Origin of the sequence: Belnapia mucosa, from assembly GCF_016775475.1 — a bacterium.
GTDB classification, from domain to species: Bacteria; Pseudomonadota; Alphaproteobacteria; order Acetobacterales; family Acetobacteraceae; genus Belnapia; species Belnapia mucosa.
In genome coordinates, this window is sequence record NZ_JAEUXJ010000019.1 from 42,394 (window position 1) to 61,454 (window position 19,061).

General features: G+C 67.9%; 14 protein-coding genes, 1 tRNA gene and 1 pseudogene. 12 read left to right on the forward strand and 4 right to left on the reverse strand.

Annotated elements, in window-relative coordinates:
* The first annotated feature begins 84 nt into the window (after positions 1 to 84).
* Together JMJ55_RS26020 and JMJ55_RS26025 are read left to right on the forward strand one after the other, a co-directional pair.
* Positions 85 to 1,161: an amidohydrolase family protein gene (locus JMJ55_RS26020; protein WP_202828535.1), complete on the forward strand. Its 1,077-nt coding sequence runs from the start codon at positions 85 to 87 to the stop codon at positions 1,159 to 1,161.
* Between the two features lie 54 nt (positions 1,162 to 1,215).
* Positions 1,216 to 1,548, forward strand: coding sequence for a hypothetical protein (locus tag JMJ55_RS26025; protein ID WP_202828536.1), 333 nt, complete (start codon positions 1,216 to 1,218; stop codon positions 1,546 to 1,548).
* Here the strand turns inward: JMJ55_RS26025 and lipB are convergent.
* The gene (lipB, locus tag JMJ55_RS26030; protein ID WP_202828537.1) at positions 1,545 to 2,192 is read right to left on the reverse strand and encodes a lipoyl(octanoyl) transferase LipB; all 648 of its coding nucleotides are present in this window, start codon (positions 2,190 to 2,192) and stop codon (positions 1,545 to 1,547) included. The two genes, JMJ55_RS26025 and lipB, sit on opposite strands and share 4 nt — an antisense overlap.
* A 29-nt stretch (positions 2,193 to 2,221) precedes the next feature.
* On the opposite strand from lipB, the gene JMJ55_RS26035 reads away from it, so the two are divergent.
* Positions 2,222 to 2,307, forward strand: a tRNA-Leu gene (locus JMJ55_RS26035).
* 11 nt (positions 2,308 to 2,318) lie between these two features.
* On the opposite strand, the gene JMJ55_RS26040 is transcribed toward JMJ55_RS26035, so the two are convergent.
* Positions 2,319 to 2,855 (reverse strand): hypothetical protein, encoded by a 537-nt coding sequence (locus JMJ55_RS26040; protein ID WP_202828538.1) that lies wholly within the window; start codon positions 2,853 to 2,855, stop codon positions 2,319 to 2,321.
* Between the two features lie 101 nt (positions 2,856 to 2,956).
* Between JMJ55_RS26040 and JMJ55_RS26045 the strand changes: the two genes are divergently transcribed.
* Positions 2,957 to 5,242 carry an NADP-dependent malic enzyme gene (locus JMJ55_RS26045; RefSeq protein ID WP_202828539.1) on the forward strand — a complete coding sequence of 762 codons (2,286 nt, stop codon included), beginning with the start codon at positions 2,957 to 2,959 and terminating at the stop codon, positions 5,240 to 5,242.
* A 12-nt stretch (positions 5,243 to 5,254) separates the two neighbouring features.
* On the opposite strand, the gene JMJ55_RS26050 is transcribed toward JMJ55_RS26045, so the two are convergent.
* On the reverse strand, positions 5,255 to 6,013 hold the full coding sequence (locus JMJ55_RS26050; RefSeq protein ID WP_202828540.1) for an alpha/beta fold hydrolase: 759 nt from the start codon (positions 6,011 to 6,013) through the stop codon (positions 5,255 to 5,257).
* A gap of 64 nt (positions 6,014 to 6,077) precedes the next feature.
* Positions 6,078 to 7,661, reverse strand: a complete 1,584-nt coding sequence (locus JMJ55_RS31760) for a hypothetical protein (protein ID WP_202828541.1) — start codon at positions 7,659 to 7,661, stop codon at positions 6,078 to 6,080.
* A gap of 126 nt (positions 7,662 to 7,787) precedes the next feature.
* Here JMJ55_RS31760 and JMJ55_RS26060 point away from each other — a divergent pair, with 126 nt between their 5' ends.
* The 8 genes and pseudogenes from JMJ55_RS26060 (at position 7,788) to JMJ55_RS26090 (ending at position 18,839) form a co-directional block, all read left to right on the forward strand.
* Complete coding sequence (locus JMJ55_RS26060) at positions 7,788 to 8,489, forward strand: vWA domain-containing protein (protein WP_202828542.1); 702 nt, start codon at positions 7,788 to 7,790, stop codon at positions 8,487 to 8,489.
* 5 nt (positions 8,490 to 8,494) lie between these two features.
* Positions 8,495 to 9,178 (forward strand): J domain-containing protein, encoded by a 684-nt coding sequence (locus tag JMJ55_RS26065; protein WP_202828543.1) that lies wholly within the window; start codon positions 8,495 to 8,497, stop codon positions 9,176 to 9,178.
* A gap of 151 nt (positions 9,179 to 9,329) precedes the next feature.
* Positions 9,330 to 10,703: a nucleotide sugar dehydrogenase gene (locus tag JMJ55_RS26070; RefSeq protein WP_202828544.1), complete on the forward strand. Its 1,374-nt coding sequence runs from the start codon at positions 9,330 to 9,332 to the stop codon at positions 10,701 to 10,703.
* Between the two features lie 16 nt (positions 10,704 to 10,719).
* The gene (locus tag JMJ55_RS26075) at positions 10,720 to 11,721 is read left to right on the forward strand and encodes an NAD-dependent epimerase/dehydratase family protein (RefSeq protein ID WP_202828545.1); all 1,002 of its coding nucleotides are present in this window, start codon (positions 10,720 to 10,722) and stop codon (positions 11,719 to 11,721) included.
* A 128-nt stretch (positions 11,722 to 11,849) separates the two neighbouring features.
* Positions 11,850 to 14,474, forward strand: a complete 2,625-nt coding sequence (locus JMJ55_RS26080) for a tetratricopeptide repeat protein (RefSeq protein WP_202828546.1) — start codon at positions 11,850 to 11,852, stop codon at positions 14,472 to 14,474.
* 124 nt (positions 14,475 to 14,598) lie between these two features.
* Positions 14,599 to 14,946: pseudogene (locus JMJ55_RS32165) on the forward strand (hypothetical protein); the annotation flags it as partial.
* A 12-nt stretch (positions 14,947 to 14,958) separates the two neighbouring features.
* Positions 14,959 to 16,278 carry an asparagine synthase C-terminal domain-containing protein gene (locus JMJ55_RS26085; RefSeq protein ID WP_236034065.1) on the forward strand — a complete coding sequence of 440 codons (1,320 nt, stop codon included), beginning with the start codon at positions 14,959 to 14,961 and terminating at the stop codon, positions 16,276 to 16,278.
* A complete protein-coding gene (locus JMJ55_RS26090) occupies positions 16,278 to 18,839 on the forward strand; it encodes a glycosyltransferase (protein ID WP_202828548.1) in 2,562 nt (853 codons plus the stop codon). Before JMJ55_RS26085 ends, JMJ55_RS26090 begins: the two co-directional genes overlap by 1 nt.
* The last annotated feature ends 222 nt before the right edge of the window (positions 18,840 to 19,061 follow it).

Here is a 19,061-nt window from a genome sequence, read left to right on the forward strand (position 1 = left end):
TCTCGCGCCGCAGCATCGAATCCGGCTGGCGCCGGGGCGTCGAAGCGGCCAGCCTCTCCTCCGACGAGAGGGGAGGAAGTGGCCATGACCACACGCAGGTCCATCCTGGCCGGCGGCATCGCCTTTTGCGGCTGCGGCCTGTTGCATGGCCGGGGCGCCGAGGCGCAGGTCCAGCGGCGCCAGGCCGTCTCGGTCGGCGGCCGCCGGGTGAAGGTGATCGACGTCCACGCCCATTGCGTCTTCCGCGAGGTGGTGCCGTTGCTCGGCGACCAGGCGAATGTCCTGACACCCCCCGTCCGCGGCGCCGAGGAGGGCTTCATCGAGCTCGACAAGCGTCTGGCGGCGATGGATGCCCAGCGGGTCGATATGGAGGTGCTGTCGGTCAATCCCTTCTGGTATGGCCGAAACCGCGACCAGGCCGCCCAGATCGTCAAGATCAACAACGAGAAGATGGCCGAGTTCTGCGCTGCCCATAAGGACCGCTTCGCCGGCTTCGCCTCGCTGACCCTGCAGGACCCGCAGCTGGCGGTGCAGGAGCTGGAGACGGCGATGCGCCGCCAGGGGCTGAAGGGCGCTGCGATCGGCGGCTCGGTCGGCGGGCGGGAATTCTCCGACCCCGCCTTCCACCCCGTCTGGGCCAAGGCCGAGGAACTCGGCGCCGTCCTTTTCATCCATCCCCAGGGCGTGCCGGAGCTGAACCGGCGCCTCTCGGGCAATGGCTGGCTGGGCAATGCCATCGGCAACCCGCTGGACACCACCATCGCCCTCTCGCACCTGATCTTCGAGGGCACGCTGGACCGCTTCCCCGGCCTCAAGATCATCGCCGCGCATGGTGGCGGCTATCTCGCCTCCTATGCCGACCGTTCGGACCATGCCTGCCTGGTCGGGCCGGCGGGGTGCGATGCGAATATCCGGCTGAAGAAGAAGCCGACCGAATACCTGAAGCAGATCTTCTTCGATTCGCTGGTCTTCACGCCGGAGGCGATCCGCCACCTTCAGGCGCAGGTCGGGGCCTCACAGATCGTCCTCGGCAGCGACTACCCCTATCCCTGGGCGCTGAAGCCGGTGGACCATGTCATGGCCTGCGGCTCGCTCAACGACCGGCAGAAGGCAGGGGTGCTGGGCGAGACGGCGGCGCGGCTGCTGAAGATCGAGGCCTGACGCAACCAGGGCCCGGGCCTCGGCGTCCCCTCTGCTCCGGTGCGGGGAGAGGGGATGCGGTCATCCGATGCGGCGAAGCTGACGCGGATCCTGGCCCTGCTCGGCTCCGACCAGGCGGGCGAGCGAGCCGCCGCGGGCCTTGCGGCGCATCGGCTCATCACCCGCCTCGGCCTGAGCTGGGATCAGGTGCTGGCCCCGCCGCCGCCCCGGCGGTCGCCATCGCGGGTCACCGACCCGTCCGCCCATGAAGCCCTGGCCGCGGCGCAGTCCCGGCTGCGGCAGTCGATGCGGGAGAATACCGAGCTGCGGCGCCAGATCACCCGGCTGCAACGGCGGCTGGAGGTGCTGCACCAGCACCAGCCGCCTCCGGCTCCGGATGACGATTAGCCGAAGACCTCGCCCCAGCAGGCCATCAGCGCCGCATCCACCTCCTCCATCGTCGCCGTCATGCCCAGGCGGTGCAGGCTGGTGACCCCATGCTGGCTGATCCCGCAGGGAATGATGCCGCCGAAATGGCTGAGGTCGGGATCGACGTTCAGGGCGACGCCATGCCAGCTCACCCAGCGCGTCACCCGCACGCCGAGGGCAGCGATCTTGTCCTCCGTCCCGCGCGCCCGGTCCTCGACCCAGATGCCGACCCGGCCTTCCCGTCGCTCGCCCCGGACATTGAAGCGCCAGAGGGTGCGGATCAGCCATTCCTCGAGGTTGTGGACATAGGCCCGGATGTCCCGCCCGCGCTCGGCCAGGTCGAGCATGACATAGGCCGTCCGCTGGCCTGGCCCGTGATAGGTCCATTGCCCGCCCCGCCCGGCACGGAAGACCGGGAAGCGCGGATCGACCAGCCCCTCCGGTGTCGCGGAGGTTCCGGCGGTATAGGTCGGCGGGTGCTCGACCAGCCAGACCAACTCCTCCGCCGTGCCGGCGCGGATGGCGGCGACCCGGCTTTCCATCCGGGCCAGCGCCGCCTCATAGGGGGTCAGCCCTTCGGCGATCTCCCATTGCGGATGCCCTGTTGCGACCGGCGCATTCATCGTCTATACGCCCCGCCTCGCCCCGGTTTGCGGTCGTGGCGGAATGGTAGACGCGCCAGCTTGAGGTGCTGGTGGGGGAAACCCTGTGGAAGTTCGAATCTTCTCGACCGCACCATCTCTCGCCCGTCAGATCAGCGGCGCCGTGAAGCCCTGGGGCAGCTCCACCTTCGCCGGGCCCTCATAGCCGCCCTTCACGATCACGGCCCGGTCCGCCTCCCAGAACAATCCACGCCGGTAGAAGATGCGCCGCCCGGGATCGGCCAGCAGGTCGGCGCCGCGCACCCGGATCATCGCCGCATCCCCGCTGCCGCCGAAATTCTGCGCCCCGATCTGCCAGTCCTCCGGCTCGCCCAGGAAGAAATAGACGAAGTCGTGGAAGGCGCGGCCGCCGCTGCCCTGGAAGACCTGGAAATCCACCACACGATGGTCCCGCACTGTCGCCTTGAACAGGTCGAGCGGGCTCAGCCCGAAATCCCCGGTCATCCGCACCCGGGCATTGCTGAACCCGTCCGGGGAAGTCCGGTAGAGGCCGGTGACCAGCACGGGGAGGAAGCGTGCCCGGGTCCGATGGACCAGCACCCCGGCCCGGATTCTCTCCAACACGTCTCGTGACGCCGGAACGCCGAGCGCGAAGCCCGACTTGATCTGGTCCAGCAGGGACATGCACGGCCTCGTCTCGCAGGATCGATGCGGGGCATGATAGTGCTGCGCCAGGACGCCAGGCAAACTGGCCCCCTCGGGGGCGATGGCGGAAGGGGACCAGAATGGACGAGGATTTCCGCAAGGCCGCGCTCGACTACCATCGCCATCCGCGGCCCGGAAAGCTGGCCATCGAGCCGACCAAGCGCATGGCGACCCAGCGCGATCTCGGCCTGGCCTATTCCCCGGGTGTCGCCGCCGCCTGCGAGGAGATCGCCGCCAATCCGGATGCCGCCTGGGACTACACCACCCGCGGCAACATGGTCGCCGTCATCTCGAACGGCACCGCCGTCCTCGGCCTCGGCGCGATCGGGGCACTTGCCTCGAAGCCGGTGATGGAGGGCAAGGCCGTCCTCTTCAAGAAATTCGCCGGCATCGATTCGATCGATATCGAGGTCGATGAACGCGACCCATCGAGGCTGATCGAGGTCATCGCGGCCCTCGAGCCCTCCTTCGGCGCCATCAACCTCGAGGACATCAAGGCCCCCGAATGCTTCGAGGTGGAAAGCCGGCTGCGCGAGCGCATGCGCATCCCGGTCTTCCATGACGACCAGCACGGCACCGCCATCATCGTCGCCGCCGCCGTCCGCAACGGCCTGCTGCTGCAGGGCAAGCGGATCGAGGAGGTGAAGCTGGTGAATACCGGCGGCGGCGCGGCGGCGCTGGCCTGCCTCGACCTGCTGGTGGCGATGGGGCTGAAGCGGGAGAACATCACCGTCTGCGACATCGCCGGCGTGGTCTATGAGGGCCGGGCCGAGCAGATGGACCCGTTCAAGGCCCGCTATGCCCGGAAGACCGATGCCCGTCGGCTGGAGGAGGTGCTGGACGGCGCCGATGTCTTCCTCGGCCTCTCCGCCCCGCGGGTGTTGAAGGCCGAATGGCTCTCGAAGCTCGGGCCGAAGCCGCTGGTCCTGGCGCTGGCCAATCCCGAGCCGGAGATCCTGCCCGAGGCCGTCCGTGCCGCCCGGCCGGATGCGATCGTGGCCACCGGCCGGACCGATTATCCGAACCAGGTCAACAACGTCCTCTGCTTCCCCTTCATCTTCCGCGGCGCGCTCGATGTCGGCGCCACCACCATCAATGAGGCGATGAAGGTCGCCGCGGCGGATGCCATCGCCGCCCTGGCCCGGGTCGAGGCGAGCGAGGTCGTGGCCGCGGCCTATGGCGGCCAAGCGCCGGTTTTCGGCCCCGACTACATCATCCCGAAGCCCTTCGACCCCCGGCTGATCCTGGAAGTCGCGCCGGCCGTCGCCCGCGCCGCCATGGAGAGCGGCGTCGCCCGCCGCCCCATCGCCGATTTCCGCGCCTATCGCCGCGAGCTGGAACGCTTCGTCTTCCGCTCCGGCAACCTGATGCGGCCGATGTTCGAGGCGGCGAAGGGCAGCCCCCGCCGCGTCGCCTATGCCGAGGGCGAGGATGAGCGGGTGCTGCGCGCCGTGCAGACCGTGCTGGATGACGGCATCGCCGAGCCGGTGCTGATCGGCCGCCGCGCCGTGATCGAGGATAAGGCCCGCGCCATGGGCCTCCGGATGGATTTCTCCGAATCCGTCCGCGTCCTCGACCCCGATGGCGACGAGCCCGTCTTCGCCCCGCTGCTCGCCCGCTACCAGGCCAAGGTCGGCCGCCGGGGCATCCCGCCCGAGGCCGCTGCCCGGCGCCTCCGCACCGACCCGAATGTCGCCGCCGCCATGCTGCTGGCGGCGGGGCAGGTGGATGCGGCGCTGATCGGCGGCAGCGGCAATTGGATGGACCAGTGGCACGACGCCTATTCCATCATCGGCAAGCGGCCCGATGCGGCGCGGGTCTATGCCCTCTCGGCCGTCATCGTCTCCGGCGTGACGCTCTTCTTCGTCGATACCCATCTGCTGGTCGAGCCGACGCCCGAGCAGGTGGCCGAGATGACGCATCTCGCCGCCGAGCAGGTGGAGGCCTTCGGCATCACCCCGAAGGTGGCGCTGCTCAGCCATTCCTCCTTCGGCGCTTCCAATGCCCCCACCGCCCGGGTGATGCGCCAGGCCCTGGCGCTGATCCGCAGCCGTGCCCCGGGCCTCGAGGTGGATGGCGAGATGCATGCCGATGCGGCGCTGGTCCCCGCCATCCGCGCCCGCGCCGTGCCCGATTCCGCCCTGTCGGACACCGCCAACCTGCTGGTCTTCCCGAACCTCGATTCGGCGAATATCAGCTTCAACCTGGTGAAGGCCGCCGCTGATGGACTTCAGCTCGGCCCCATGCTGCTGGGCATGAAGCAGCCGGTGCATGTGCTGGTCGCCAGCGTCACCGCCCGCGGCATCGTCAACATGACGGCGCTGGCGGTGCATCAGGCGAACGGGTTGCGGACGGAGGCCGGCTAGGACACGTCTAAATCACCCCTCCTGGCCGGCCGCCTTGAGGATGAGCCCGCTGATCTCCTCCGGATGCGAGACCAGCGACACATGGCTGGACCGCAGTTCGATGGTGCTCGCCAGCATCCGCCTGGCCATGAACCGCTGCAGGTCGGGGTTGATCGTCCTGTCCTCGGTCGAGACCGCATAGAAGCTCGGCTTCGAGCGCCAGGCCGCCTGGGCGGTCCGCCCGGCGAGCAGGCCCCTCTGGAAGGGCTGCTGCACCGCGTAGAGGACGCGCGCCTCCGTCTCGGGCAGGTCGCCGGCGAAGTTGCGCAGGAAGGCGGCCTCGTTGAGCCGCCCCTCATCGCCGTCGAAGACAATGCCCGCCGAGGCCGGCGGGGTTGGGAAGCGCTGGGCCAGCGCGCCGTAATCCTCGCCCGCATCGGGTGCCCGGGCGGCGACATAGACGAGCGCCGAGACATTGGGGTGCATCCCGGCCTCGGTGACGATCATGCCGGAGAAGGAGTGACCGGCGAGGACCGTCGGCCCATCCTGCCGCGCCAGGACCCGTTCGCAGGACGCCACCGCATCCGGGAGGCTGTTCAGCGGGTTCTCGACCGAGGTGACGTTCAGCCCCCGCGCCTGCAGCCGAGGGATCACCTTGGCCCAGCTCGACCCGTCGGCGAACAGCCCATGCACCAGGACCACGTTTCGCGCCTTGACGGGTATCCCGGCCTGGGCGCGGCCCGGCGAGGGCAGCAGGGACAATGCCGCCGCTGCCACCAAGCCAGACGACATGCTGCGTCTATCGATTATGCGGCTCCTTCCTGTTCCAAAGCCGGAGGACGCCGCGGCGACCGGCCTACCTTGCGGTCGCCGTGATCCCGAGCGCCCGCTGCACCTCCTCCGGGCCGCCCATGGCGGCGCCGGCCAAGTCGTTCACCGGGATCGGCTTCGGCGGCTTGACGGTGATCGTCACCTCCTGCGCCTGGCCGCGCAGCAGGCGCTGCACCGCGGCCAGGACCGGCGCCACGGCGCCGACCCCGCCACCCATCGCCCCCGCCGCCTGGCTGGCCCAGCCATCCCGCACCTGCCGCTCGGGTCGCCGGCTGTCCCGCGCCTCGGCCGCGGCCAGCCGCCCGAGCAGCGACTGGTCGAGATAGCGCAGCGCGAAGCCGGCCAGCCGCGCCCCCTGGAAGCGGTCCTGCGGCGCACCCTCGGGTGCCACGCCTTCCAGGGTGACCGACAGGCCCAAGGCGCCCGCATCCCGAATGCCGAGCAGCAGCCCGACCAGCTCCAGCCGCCCGGCGGTGGTGTCGAAGCGCGTCTCGGCGGACAGGTCGCCGGTCAGCGCCTGGTAGCCCAGCCGCTGCAGCCAGGGGGCGATCGTCGGGGAGGGCTCCACCCGAAGCGCTTCCAGGGTCACCCGCCCGGTATCCGGTCCGCTCCCGCCCTGGGCCGGGGCCCCGGTCATCCGGAAGGCACCGAGCGAGCCGACTGGCACATCGCCCTGGGTCAGGGTCACGCCCTCGACCGCCGCAGCATAGGCGCCCCGAGGCGGCGGCGGGCTGCCCTTGGCGGCCAGCGCCGCCAGGGTTCCGGCCAGGTCCACGCCCTCGACCGCGATGCGGCCGATCTTCACCCGGTCCACCACCCCGCCGCCTTCCGGCACCAGCACATCCAGCGCACCGAGGCTGAACTGCCCGGCCTGGCCGGCGCGGTAGTTCTGCAGGGTGACATCGCCGACCGCTACCGGCCGGCTGCCCTGCACGGCCAGGCTCTCCAGCCGCAGGAAGCCGAGGCTCATCTGGTCCGGCCGCAATTCGGTGCCCGGTGCTGGCCGCTGCACCGCGAAGTCGCGCAGCTCCATCCGGGCGATGGCAGTGACGGTTCCGTCCTTGTCGGTCAGGGTCAGGCCCTGAGCCTCGGCGCCCGTGATGCCATCCGCCCGTGGCTGCCGCAGCAGGAGTTGCTGCGCCGTGATGCGCTGGCCGTCCGGCTGCTGCAACACCGCATCCTGGAGCCGGATCGCGCCGGCCGTATCAGTCGCGCTCGCATAGGTCAGCGTCACGCCAGGCCCGAGCAGGGCCCGCAACTGGCCCAGCGCCGGTGGCTCATTCGCCGGCACGGATGGGGCAGGGGCCACGGCCGGCGGGGTCGGCGCCGGGGCGGGCGCGGCGGCAGCCGGGGGCTGGGCGCCGAATTTATCGGCCGCGACCGGCGGCGGTGCCGGGGTGGCGACCGGGGGCGGCGTGGTGGCGAATTTGTCGACCTGCGGGGCGGCGGGTGCCGGAGCAGGGATAGGGGCAGAGGGCGGCGCGAATTTGCCGCCCGCCTGGGGCGCCGGCGCGCCCAGCGGCGGCGGCTTGGTCTGCGCCAGCGCAACCCCGCCCCCGAGCAGCGCCACCAGCGCACCCGGCACACCCAGCCTGCGGAGCCTTCGCATCCCGTGCCTCCCATAAATCGGTCGCCGGTTGTCGCATGCTGCCGCGCGGCCGGGGCGCATTTTTACGCAATCGCGACGAATCCGCCGCCCCTGGTGGCCGGGCCATCGCCCGCCCATCTCCCCCGCATGACCAAGCTGCCCGCGAAACCGGGTTCCACCGCTGTCGCCGACTTCCTCCGCAAGGTCGAAAGCCTGCCGGCCCGGCCGGCGAGTGGCCGCCGCGGCCGGCTGACCTTCGCCATCGACGCCACTGCCTCCCGCCAGCCGAGCTGGGACCGCGCCTGCCAGTTGCAGGGCGAGATGTTCGCGGCGACGCGCGAACTCGGCGGGCTGGCGGTGCAGCTGGCCTATTTCCGCGGCTTCCAGGAATTCGCCGCGACACCTTTCCTGACCGATGCCGCCGAGCTGACCCGACGGATGACCGGCGTGCAGTGTCTGGGTGGGCAGACCCAGATCGGGCGGGTGCTGGACCATGTCCTGGCCGAGACCTGGCGCGACCGGGTGCATGCGCTGGTGCTGATCGGTGATGCGGTGGAGGAGCCGCTCGACCCGCTCTGTCATCGGGCGGGGCAGCTTGGCCTGCACGGCACCCCGGTCTTCGCCTTCCATGAGGGCGGCGATCCGCGCACCGCCGAGGCCTTCCGGCAGCTCGCCAAGCTCTCGGGCGGCGCCTATGCGCCCTTCGACGCCGCCAGCGCCGGCACGCTGCGGGAATTGCTCCGGGCCGTCGCGGTCTATGCCGCAGGCGGCGGGGCGGCGCTGGCCCGCCTGCCGGGGGAGGCAGCGCGGCGCATCGCCGGGCAGCTGCCGGCCCCCCGGGGAGGCTGACCGGCATGGCCTATCTGGCGCTCGGTCTGGGCGGGCTGGCCCTCGGCCTCTGGCTGCTGCGCGCCTTCGCCACCGCCTCGCCGGCCGCGATCCGCAAGGCCGGGCTCTGGCTGCTTGGCCTGATCGGTGCTGGCTTGGCCGTGCTGCTGCTGGCGAGCGGGCGCGGGCCGCAGGCGATCTGGGCCCTGACCCTGGTGGCACCGCTGGTGTGGCGGCGGGTGCAGGGCTGGCTTGCGGCCCGGCGCTTCGGCCGGCCCACCGGGGATGCAGCGAGCACGGTCGAGACCGCGACCCTCGCGATGCGGCTTGACCATGCGACCGGGCTGATGACCGGGCGGGTGCTGCGCGGGGCGCAGACGGGGCGGGAGCTGGGAGAGCTTGGGTTGCCCGAACTGCTGGACCTGCTGGCCGATTGCCGCGGCGCCGATCCGGACAGTGTCCCCCTGCTGGAAGCTTGGCTTGACCGCAGCCATCCCGACTGGCGCGAGACGGGAGCGCAGCCGGAGAGTTCCGGCGGGCCCATGAGCCGCGCCGAGGCCCTGGCCGTGCTCGGCCTGGACGAGAGTGCCGGGCCAGAGGAGATCCGCAACGCGCACCGACGGCTGATGCGGAACGTGCATCCCGATCATGGCGGCAGCGATTGGTTGGCCGCACGGATCAACCAGGCCCGGGATGTGCTGCTCGGATGACGCCCAGGCTAAACTTGGTGTTGAGTTAATCTGTCATTTATATTTCTGGGCGCTCTGGTGAACGCCGTGCTTGCAGTCGGGGAACCGAAGGCGGATAACGCCGACCAATCTGCAAATCGCGGAAGTTTGAACCCCTCGGGGAATGGGCGCGATGGACCTTGGCACCTGCGATGATAGCGGACTCGAGACCGGGAGCGACGCATTCCTTGCGTTGCGAATCCGGATCGAGACGCATATCGCAACCATCGGCATCATCGGCCTCGGCTATGTCGGCCTGCCGCTGGCCCAGGCCATCGTCGAGCGCGGCTACCCGGTCCTGGGCCTCGATGTGGATACGACGAAGGTCGAGACGCTGAACCGCGGCGAGACCTATATCCGCCACATCACCGCCGAGACCGTCGCGGCGATGGGGGCGACGGGGCGCTTCTCGGCCACCGTCGATTTCGACCGGCTGGCCGAATGCGACCTGATCCTGATCTGCGTGCCGACGCCGCTGAACCGCTACCGCGAGCCCGATCTCTCCTATGTCGAGGAGACCACGCGGGCGATCGCCGCGCGGCTGCGTCGCGGCCAGCTGATCGTGCTGGAATCCACTACCTATCCCGGCACCACCGCGCAGCTCATGGCGCCGATCCTGGAAGCTGGCGGGCTGCGCTCCGGCAGTGATTTCTTCCTCGCCTATTCGCCGGAGCGCGAGGATCCGGGCAACCCGCAATACAGCACCGCTGCCATTCCGAAGGTGGTCGGCGGCGAGGGGCCTGAGGCGCTGGAACTGGCGCGGCTGTTCTATGCCTCGATCGTTGCGCAGGCGATTCCCGTTTCCTCCTCCGCCACCGCCGAGGCGGTAAAGCTGACCGAGAACATCTTCCGCGCGGTGAACATCGCGCTGGTGAACGAGTTGAAGGTCATCTACGACGCGATGGGCATCGATGTCTGGGAAGTCATCGATGCGGCGAAGACCAAGCCCTTCGGCTTCATGCCCTTCTATCCGGGCCCCGGCCTCGGCGGCCACTGTATCCCGATCGACCCCTTCTACCTGACCTGGAAGGCGCGGGAATTCGAGATCAACACGCGCTTCATCGAGCTGGCAGGCGAGGTGAACACGCGCATGCCGCATTGGGTGGTGGAGCGGCTGGCGCTCGCCCTCGACCAGCGGCTGGGTCGCGGGTTGAGCCGGGCGCGCGTGCTTCTGCTTGGGATGGCCTACAAAAAGAATGTCGGCGATCTACGCGAAAGCCCCTCGCTCCGGCTCATGGAAATGATGGAGGGGCGCGGCGCGCATGTTGATTACCACGACCCCTACATCCCGGAGGTGATGCGCACGCGCGAACATCCCTCGCTCGCCGGTCGCCGCTCCATTGCTTGGAATCTGGCAAGCATTGCCGAATACGATGCCGTCCTCATCGCCACCGACCATGACGGGCTGGACTATGAAGGCATGGTGGGGGCGGCGAAGCTGGTGGTGGATACGCGCAATGTCTGCGCCCGGCACGGCGTGTCGGGTGCGAATGTGGTGAAGGCCTGAGCGGGAGTCGCAGCTGGTGAAAGTCCTTGTTACCGGTTCGGCCGGCTTCATCGGGTTCCATGTCAGCCAGCGGCTGCTCGCCGCCGGGCATCAGGTGGCCGGCGTCGATGCGATGGTCCCCTATTACGACGTGACCCTGAAGGAGAGGCGGCATGGCATGCTCTCCTCCACCAATGCCTTCCGCGCGCATGTGGTCGACATTGCCGATATGGCGGCCATCGGCCGGGTGATGGAGGAGGAGCGGCCGGAGGTGGTGATCCACCTCGCCGCCCAGGCCGGCGTGCGCTACTCGCTGGAACACCCGGAGACCTATATCGCGGCGAATGTCGTAGGCACCTTCAACCTGCTGGAGCTTTGCCGGCGGAGCCCGGTGCGGCATTTCCTCATGGCCTCGACCTCCTCGGCCTATGGCGCGAATGTCGAGATGCCGTTCCGTGAGAACGACAAGGCCGACACGCCGCTGACCATCTATGCGGCGACGAAGAAGTCGACCGAGCTCATCGCGCATTCCTATGCGCATCTGTGGCAGCAGCCGATCACCGCATTCCGCTTCTTCACCGTCTACGGTCCCTGGGGCCGGCCGGACATGGCGCTGTTCAAGTTCACCCGCGCCGCGCTCGAGGGGAAGCCGATCGACGTCTACGGCCATGGCAGGATGGAGCGCGACTTCACCTATATCGACGACCTGGTGGAGGCGATCATCCGGCTCGTCGATGCGGTGCCGGTTACCGGCCAGCCGGCCGGCGAGTTCGACAGCCTCTCGCCGGTCGCGCCTTATCGGATGGTGAATATCGGCAATGGCCAGCCGGTCGGCCTCATGCCCTTCATTGAGGAGATCGAGCGCAGCCTCGGCCGCCCGATCCAGCGGAATTACATGGATATCCAGCCGGGCGACGTGCCGCGTACCTGGGCCGATGCGACCCTGCTGGAGGCGCTGACAGGGTTCAAGCCGAGCACGCCGGTCTCGGTCGGTGTGGCGCGGTTCGTCGCCTGGTTCCGCGAGTATTACGGGGTATAGCGAGGCTCGGGCTTATTTCGCCCGTGGGTGAAGTTCAACATACGGTTCTAATACAGAACGGCCTGCGTTGACGCCCTCACAATTCTGTCAGTAGGTTTGGATTTGACTGGAAGAGGAGGTGTTGGGTGATGAGTGCGAGCCGCTCCCTCGTGGTCACTACGATTGGTACGTGCCGTATCGCCGACCCGATCTTCGCTGCGACGAAGAAGCGCCCACTGAAGCGGGCCAATCGCCGGGTATATGGCTTTGTACATACCTCGAAGGAAGCGCTGCAGCAGATTGAATGCCTGCTGGACGGGCGGCAGATTCCTGACGATCTCGCCCCGTTTATCGCCGGTCCGGAGAAGACCGCGCGCGACGTCCTCGACGATCCGGACATGTTCATCGTCGAGATCTCGACCATGAAGGAGATCCACTGCGGCGAGTGGTTGCTGCAGACGAATCATATGGAGCGCGCCCTGTCCGGGCTGCGCCCGCTGGTCGAGATCTTCAACAAACGCAGGCTGGAGCATGAGAGGGAAGCGCGTCGTGCCGCGCTCGAGGCGCATCCCTTTTTCGCCCAAACAACGCCTGGCCAGCGTCGGGTGTTGTCGGAAGCCTATGTTCGTATGACGACACGCGCCGAACTCGAGCGGGATTTGGCAGAGATCAACGCGCGGCTTCCCGCACCTGCTCTCTTCTCGTGCCATATCGATGTCGACGCGCTCGACGGGGCGCGACTTGGCTCTCGCCGCCAGCTTTGCAACTGGATGCGGGAAATCTGCACGGAGGCAGGCTACGATTTTGTCGACCCGACCGCGCAGGTGGTGGCGTTTGGTCGCACCCGCGCATTGGCGGAAGCTGGGCGCGACGTCAATCATTATGCCGAAAAATATAAAGGGGTTTATGGCAGTTATTTGTTCGACGAATTCTGCAACAGACTTGCCGTAAAACCTAAGAAAATGGGAATTGGAACGTCTTTGGCGGCGATTGGTAATGGCGAAGGTGCAGCCGATGCTCAGGTGCTGAGGCTGCCCGTGAAAGACGATCTTTATATAGCGAAGGACCATAGTCCGATGGATGCCAAAGACTTTCAATCGTTGATAGGCCGTGCCAAAAAGAGCTTGGCCCGTGGACAGTTCGATGAGGTAGAGGCCCTTTTGGTGCAGAATCCCGGCGTGCTTGACACAGCCGAGGCGCATGCTTTGTTCGGCGCTATCGCCTTTCACCGGGTTGAGAATGAAAAGGCTGAGGAGCATTTGCGGGCAGCGCTGCAGCGCGACCCGGATGCAACGGATGCCAAGGTCGTCTTGGTTAAGGTCTTACAGCGTATTGGCAGGATGGCGGACGCTGTCCGACTGTCGAATGAACTGCTGGCGCAGGCCCCTGACAACATTAAAGCGCTAATCGCCGCCGCCAAAGCTATTACGAAGGCCAAGCAACATGCGGATGCAGTGCTGGCCTGGAAGAAGGTTGCAGCGCTTCGCCCGGATGAGGCGGGGCCGCTGATCGAGGCCGCGCGCTGCGAGTTGAAACTGAAGAACTACGCAGATGCGGTCAGCATGGCGGACGCTGCCTTAACGCTGGAGCCGGTTAATACCACTGCGCTGAGCGTGAAGGCCGAAGCCTTGACCAAGCTGCGCCACATGCCTGAACTTTCCGCGGTGCTGCGGATACTGGCCCCCACTGATCCGGCCCTGGCCATGGCGAGCGTGCCTGCGCTGATTTCCTCAGGTCATCCCGAGGAGGCGGCTGCAGTGATCGCTGCGGCCCAGGCGGCCGGTTTCGCCGGGGCTCGCGACCCGGCCTTGGTATCCAGCTTGCTTCGTGTCCTGACGGAAAAAACCCGGAACGCGCAGGATTCAGGCCATGGGGCGGCCGCCGTTGCTGCCTGCCGGGCCATACGGCTGCTCGATCCTGACAACAAGCAAGCTTATTTGGGCCTGCGCGCCGCGGTCGCGCCTTATCTCGCAGAAGGCCGTGAGCTGGCTGACAAGGGTGATTTCGAAGGCAGCGTGCAGGCTTTCCGCAACGGGCTGGCATTGGACGAAGAGAATGCCCGTTTGATCCGTGAACTAGCTGCAGTGCTGGAGAAGAAAGTTGACTATTCGGCTGCGACCGATGCGTGGTCGAAGCTGTCGGAGATGACAGAAGGCGGACATGAGGCGCTGTTGCGTGCGGTCCGTTGTGCCTTGCGCGGCAAGGAAATTGCCAAGGCGCTAAAGATGTTCCGGCGTTTGTCGGACGATGAGCGTGCGGAATTCGCCGACCTGATCGCCTCGAGCATTCGTCGCCTGTCGAAGGCTATGCGTGAGGACTTCGACACTGGCGACTACGATGCGGCAACCGAGAAGGCGAACGCGATCGCATTGGTCGAGCCGTTTAACCCGGTCGTCGAGCGGATCCGCCATAAGATCGTTTCAGCAACTGTGAAGCAAATGCGTGAAGCCGCCGAGGATCAGACGGCGCAGATGCAACTCGGCCAAAAGATTCTGGCGATCAATCCCACCCATGTCGAGGCATTGCGAACCCTGGCCAAGCTGCATTCTGCAAACCGCAACCATCGCGAAGCTATCGCCGTTTACCGCCAGCTCACTGAAATCGAGCCGATGGAACCGCGTCATTGGATCAAACTGGCCGTCGCCTGCCGTGGCGCCAAGGATTACGAGGCGGGCGTGGCGGCGGCCATGAAGGCGGTGGAGATCGAGCCGGGCAATCTGCAGGCCATCAACATCCTCAGCGGGATGCTGAACCGGCAGCCTGTCGCGGCCTGATCGCGGCAAGGGCGGATACGGGCCCATGCAAGGCGTAGTGGGTTGGGTCGGCGGCCGCGGGATGAGCGTGGCCGAGACTGCCGCTGCCATACGCGCGACATTGGCAGCGTTTCCAGCCCTGTCGATGCCGGGGCGCAGCCTCCAGGGAGGGGCCGCCATTCTCACGGCTCTCGGCCAAGCCAGCTCGGTTGCGGCAGAGGGCGACCTCCTGGTCGCCTGCGAAGGAGCGCTGACCAACCGCGCCGCGCTCACCTCCCGGCTCGGGCCGGTGCCGGACGAATCCGGCGATGCCGGCTTGATCCTCGCGGCATGGCGGAGTTGGGGCCAAGCCGTGCCGGGGCAGTTGGAGGGCAGCTTCTCCTTTGCCCTCCGCGACGCCGCTGCGGGAACCCTATTCTGTGCCCGGGACCCGCTTGGCCATATTCCCTTCTATTACGCCCAGGCGGGGGGCGCCTTCGCCTTCAGTTCCTCCCTGCCCGGGCTGGTGACCTGGCGCGGCCTGCGGCGGCGTGCCAATCCCGATGTGCTCGCGCATCTGCTGGCCTTCGGCTACCTGCCCCCCGACATGACCGCCTTCGAAGGCATTGCCACCCTCGAAGCCGGTTGCTGCCTGGAACTGGTGCCCAATGCCCAGCCGGTTCTCCGCCGCTACTGGTCGCTGCCGGAGGCAGCAGCGGAGCCGCGGCGGCGCAGCCCGGCACGGACCAACGGCCGCCCAGCCAATACCGCCGCAGGCAAGGCGCTCCGGTCGCGGCTGGCCGAGGCTTGCGCCGGCGATCAGGTGCCGGATGCCATGCTGCTGTTCGGCGATCATGCCGGACCGCTGCTCGCAGCCGCTGTCGATGGTGCCAGTCTCTTGCGCCCGAGCTATCGGGTCCAGGGGCCGGAGGATGGCGAAGCCGTGGCGATCCGGGGTGGGGCCGTACTGGTCGGGCCGGCAGCCCTCGCCGCCGCGCCAGCTTGGCTGTGGGAGACGGGCGAGCCGGCGGCGGATCCGCTGCTGCCCATCCGGCATGCCATCCTGTCCTCTCCAGCACTGGCGCAGCAGACGGTTGGCCTCGACAGCGGTGGGGATGAACTGGTGCTGTCCCGGCCGGATTATGCCCAATTCGCCGGCATGCTGGAGCAGTTGCGGAGCAATCCAGGCGCCTTTCGTGGCGGTGGCTTTCATGGTGGCGCGGTGATGGCACGTGATCTGGTTCAACTCGCTGCCGGCTACTTCACCGAGGCCGAGCGCCTCAATCTGTCCGGCCCCGGCCTGCTGCATACCCTGGCTTTCGCCGTGGCGGACGAACTCGGCACTGGGCTGGAGACGGTTCCGACCGAGGCGGCGGTCGATGCTGCGTTTCGGGTGGATTTCGCACGGCGCCTCGCGGCACGCGAAGCCGCGGCAGCCTGGCAGGCGAGCCGCGGGCGACCGGCGCCCGTACTCGTGCCCTTCCTGAGACGCGAGGTCGTGGAGTGGTGCGTCTCGAGGTCCCAGGCGGTTCGCCGGCAGCTTGCGGCCCCGGCCCCGGCGGGGGCCAAAAGCGTACCGATCGATGCCTGGTTGCGTGGCCCGCTGCATGGCTTCGCTCGAGATACCTTCGCCAGTTCTGCGTTTCGGAACCGTGGGCTTTACAACCTGGCCTATGTTGACCAGCTGGTTGAGCAATGTTTCGAGCATGGCGAGCCGACCGGTCGCCTGATCTGGCCCCTGTTGTGCTTGGAACTTTGGTTCAAGACCTTCATCGACCGGGTGCCAACCAAGGGTCTGGCCCCGCTCACCCTTGAGCGTGACGCAAGCATCATCGGAGTGGCGTGATGCCCAGTGACCAGGTGGTGGCGGTTGACCCCGCAGTGCGCGGCGCCATGCTGAGCGAAGGGCTCTGGCTGGTGAAGTCGGGCCGCTACAAGGATGCGGTCCACCTTCTCGAATCCCTCGCCCAGGGCGGCGATGGGAGCTGCGACCTGACCGCGGCCCTGGCCCGCGCCTATGAGGGTCTGGGCGAGAAGCACCGCGCCCGGCTCCTCTGGCTGCGGCTGACGCATGAAGAGGAAGGGCGGCAGCACAAGCCTCTTTTGTTCCTTGGCCGCAATGCGTTGGAACGCCGGGCCTATAGCGATGCGGTCAGCCTGCTGACGACGCATCTCGAGCACCATCCGAACGACGTCCGGGCGGCGGAGCGGTTGCTGGAGGCGCGGCTGGCTGCTGCCTCGCCCGGCGAGCATTTGGCGCTGTGCGAGGAGCATATGCGCCGGTGGCCGCCGAGCTGCACCACGCTGACGCTGCAGGCCGTGCATGTCGCACGGCAGGACTCCTACAAGGCGGCCCAGGGCGTGCTGCGTCAGGCAGAAGAACTCTGGGACGGCCAGTCCGCCAGCGCCCGGCGCATCGCCCGCACCATGGAATCTCTCGGCCTGACCGAGGATGCGCTGCATTTCATCGAGCGGGTGAAGCAGAAACTGCCTGACGATGCCGGTCTCATCCAGATGGAGATGCGGCTGTTGCGCTCGGCCGCGGCACCACGCGCCCGGATCATCGAAGCGGCGCAGGCGGTGGTCGCGCTGAACCCCGAGAATGCCGACAGCCATGCCGCGCTCGGCGATGTCTATGCCGGTTTCCGCGACTGGGCCAAAGCCGCGACCTGCTATGAGGCGGCGATGCGGCTCGCGCCCCGAACGGTGGCGCATTGGACCAGCGCCATCCGTGCCTATGGGCAGCTGGAACGCGACGATTCCATTGCCGCCTTGCTGGAGGAGGCAGCGCGCAGCTTCCGGCGCCGTGGTGCGGACGGCATCCTCGACCTCGCCATGATCGAGATCGCCGCCCGGCGCTTCACCGAGGCCGTGGGCCGGGTGACAGTGGACATGTCGAACCCGCGCATCCGGCCCCAGGCACGGAACATCGCAGCGCTTGGGCTCGCCTCGGCGGGTGACTATTTCCGGGGCTGGAACCACCTCTCGGCCGCGCTGACGGACGGCACCGCAAGCGACGAGCTGCGGCGGTTGGCAGTCCGTGCCTCATTGTCGATGCGCCTGGTGGAGCCGGGTGCCAAGATGCCGGTCTTTCCGAACGTGCTGTTCGAGCGGGCGATCCTGCGGCCGCCGTCACGGCCGCTGATCCAACCGGCGGAAGCCGTGATGCTGGTGACCTCCTCGCTCGGCGCTGGTGGCGCCGAGCGACAGGTGGCGCTCTCGGCCCGGCTGCTGGCCGAGCACCGGACAGCACGGGGCCTCGGCCGGACCGTCCTGGTAGGTCAGGATTTGGCAGAGGAGCGGGGACGGTCGGTCATGCGCACGGTCGCGGAGACCGAAGGGCTGGAGATCGAGGATCTATACCCGATCGACTACTCCGAGCTGTTCCGTGGCATCGTCGCCGCCGAGCCGGCGATGCGGGAGGTGATGCGTCTGGTCGCCGCCTTTCCGGAGCGGCTGCACCGCGACATCCTGAAGCTCTATGACTGCTTCCGGCGGCACCGGCCGCAGGTTGCGCATCTCTGGCAGGATGGCGTCATCACCACCGGCTCGGTCGCCGCGGTGCTCGCCGGTGTGCCACGCATCGTCACCTCTTTGCGTAACGTCGTGGCGGGCGAGAACGACCGGCGCCGCTACCGTCCCTATCTCGCGGCCATGTATCAGGCTTTGGCCCAACGGTCGGACGTCATGTTCACCGCCAACTCCATTGCCGGGGCGCGCGACTACGAAAAGATGCTGGGCATTCCGACCGGCACTATCCAGGTCATCTATAATGGCCTCGATGCTGCCAATATCCAGCGCCGCGGCGGGCCAGCCGGGCGGGCACGAATCCGCGCCCAACTCGGCCTTGACGAGAACCAGCTGCTGCTCGGGGGCACGTTCCGCCTAGCGCCCGCGAAGCGGCCGCATCTCTGGCTGGACGTCGCCGAGCGGGTAGCTGCCAGCTTGCCGCAGAGCCGTTTCGTCATCGTCGGCGACGGCGTGCTGCGGGCCGAGTTGCAGGCGCGGATCGACGCTCGTGGCCTCGCCGGCCGCATCACCCTGGCCGGCCGGCAAAGCCCCGTCGAGCCCTGGATCGCAGCCATGGACACGATGCTGCTCGCCTCCGAAGTCGAGGGCCTGCCGAACGTGCTGCTGGAGGCGCAAGCGTTGGGCGTGCCGGTAGTGGCGACCGATGCCGGCGGCTCCGGTGAGGCGATGGACCAGGGCCGCACCGGTCTGCTGGTGCCGGACGACACGCCCGACGGCTTGGCGGCGGCAGTGCTGCAGCTGTTCGTCGATGATGAGTTGCGCGGCAAGGCTCGCGCCGCTGCCCCCGCCTTCGTCGAGCGGGTCTTCGGCTTGCAGCGAATGCTACAGAACACGTTGCAGGCCTATGACGGCCAGCGCGTGTCCGAAGCGGCTTGAGATCACGATGCACCTTGGCGTCCTCGCCGCGACGGCTTGCTTTGTCGCCATCGCTGCTGCTCGTCCGGCAGCGGCGCTCGGCGCAACTGAATTGGCGGTGCGGCCTTCGCCGATCGCGCCATTCGGGTTGACTGATCTTATCCTGTTCCGGCCATCTTTCCGGTGTAGTCCGCCGTAGGATCTATGGAGAAGTAACGTGGCGATCGTGCCTGTCATCCTGTC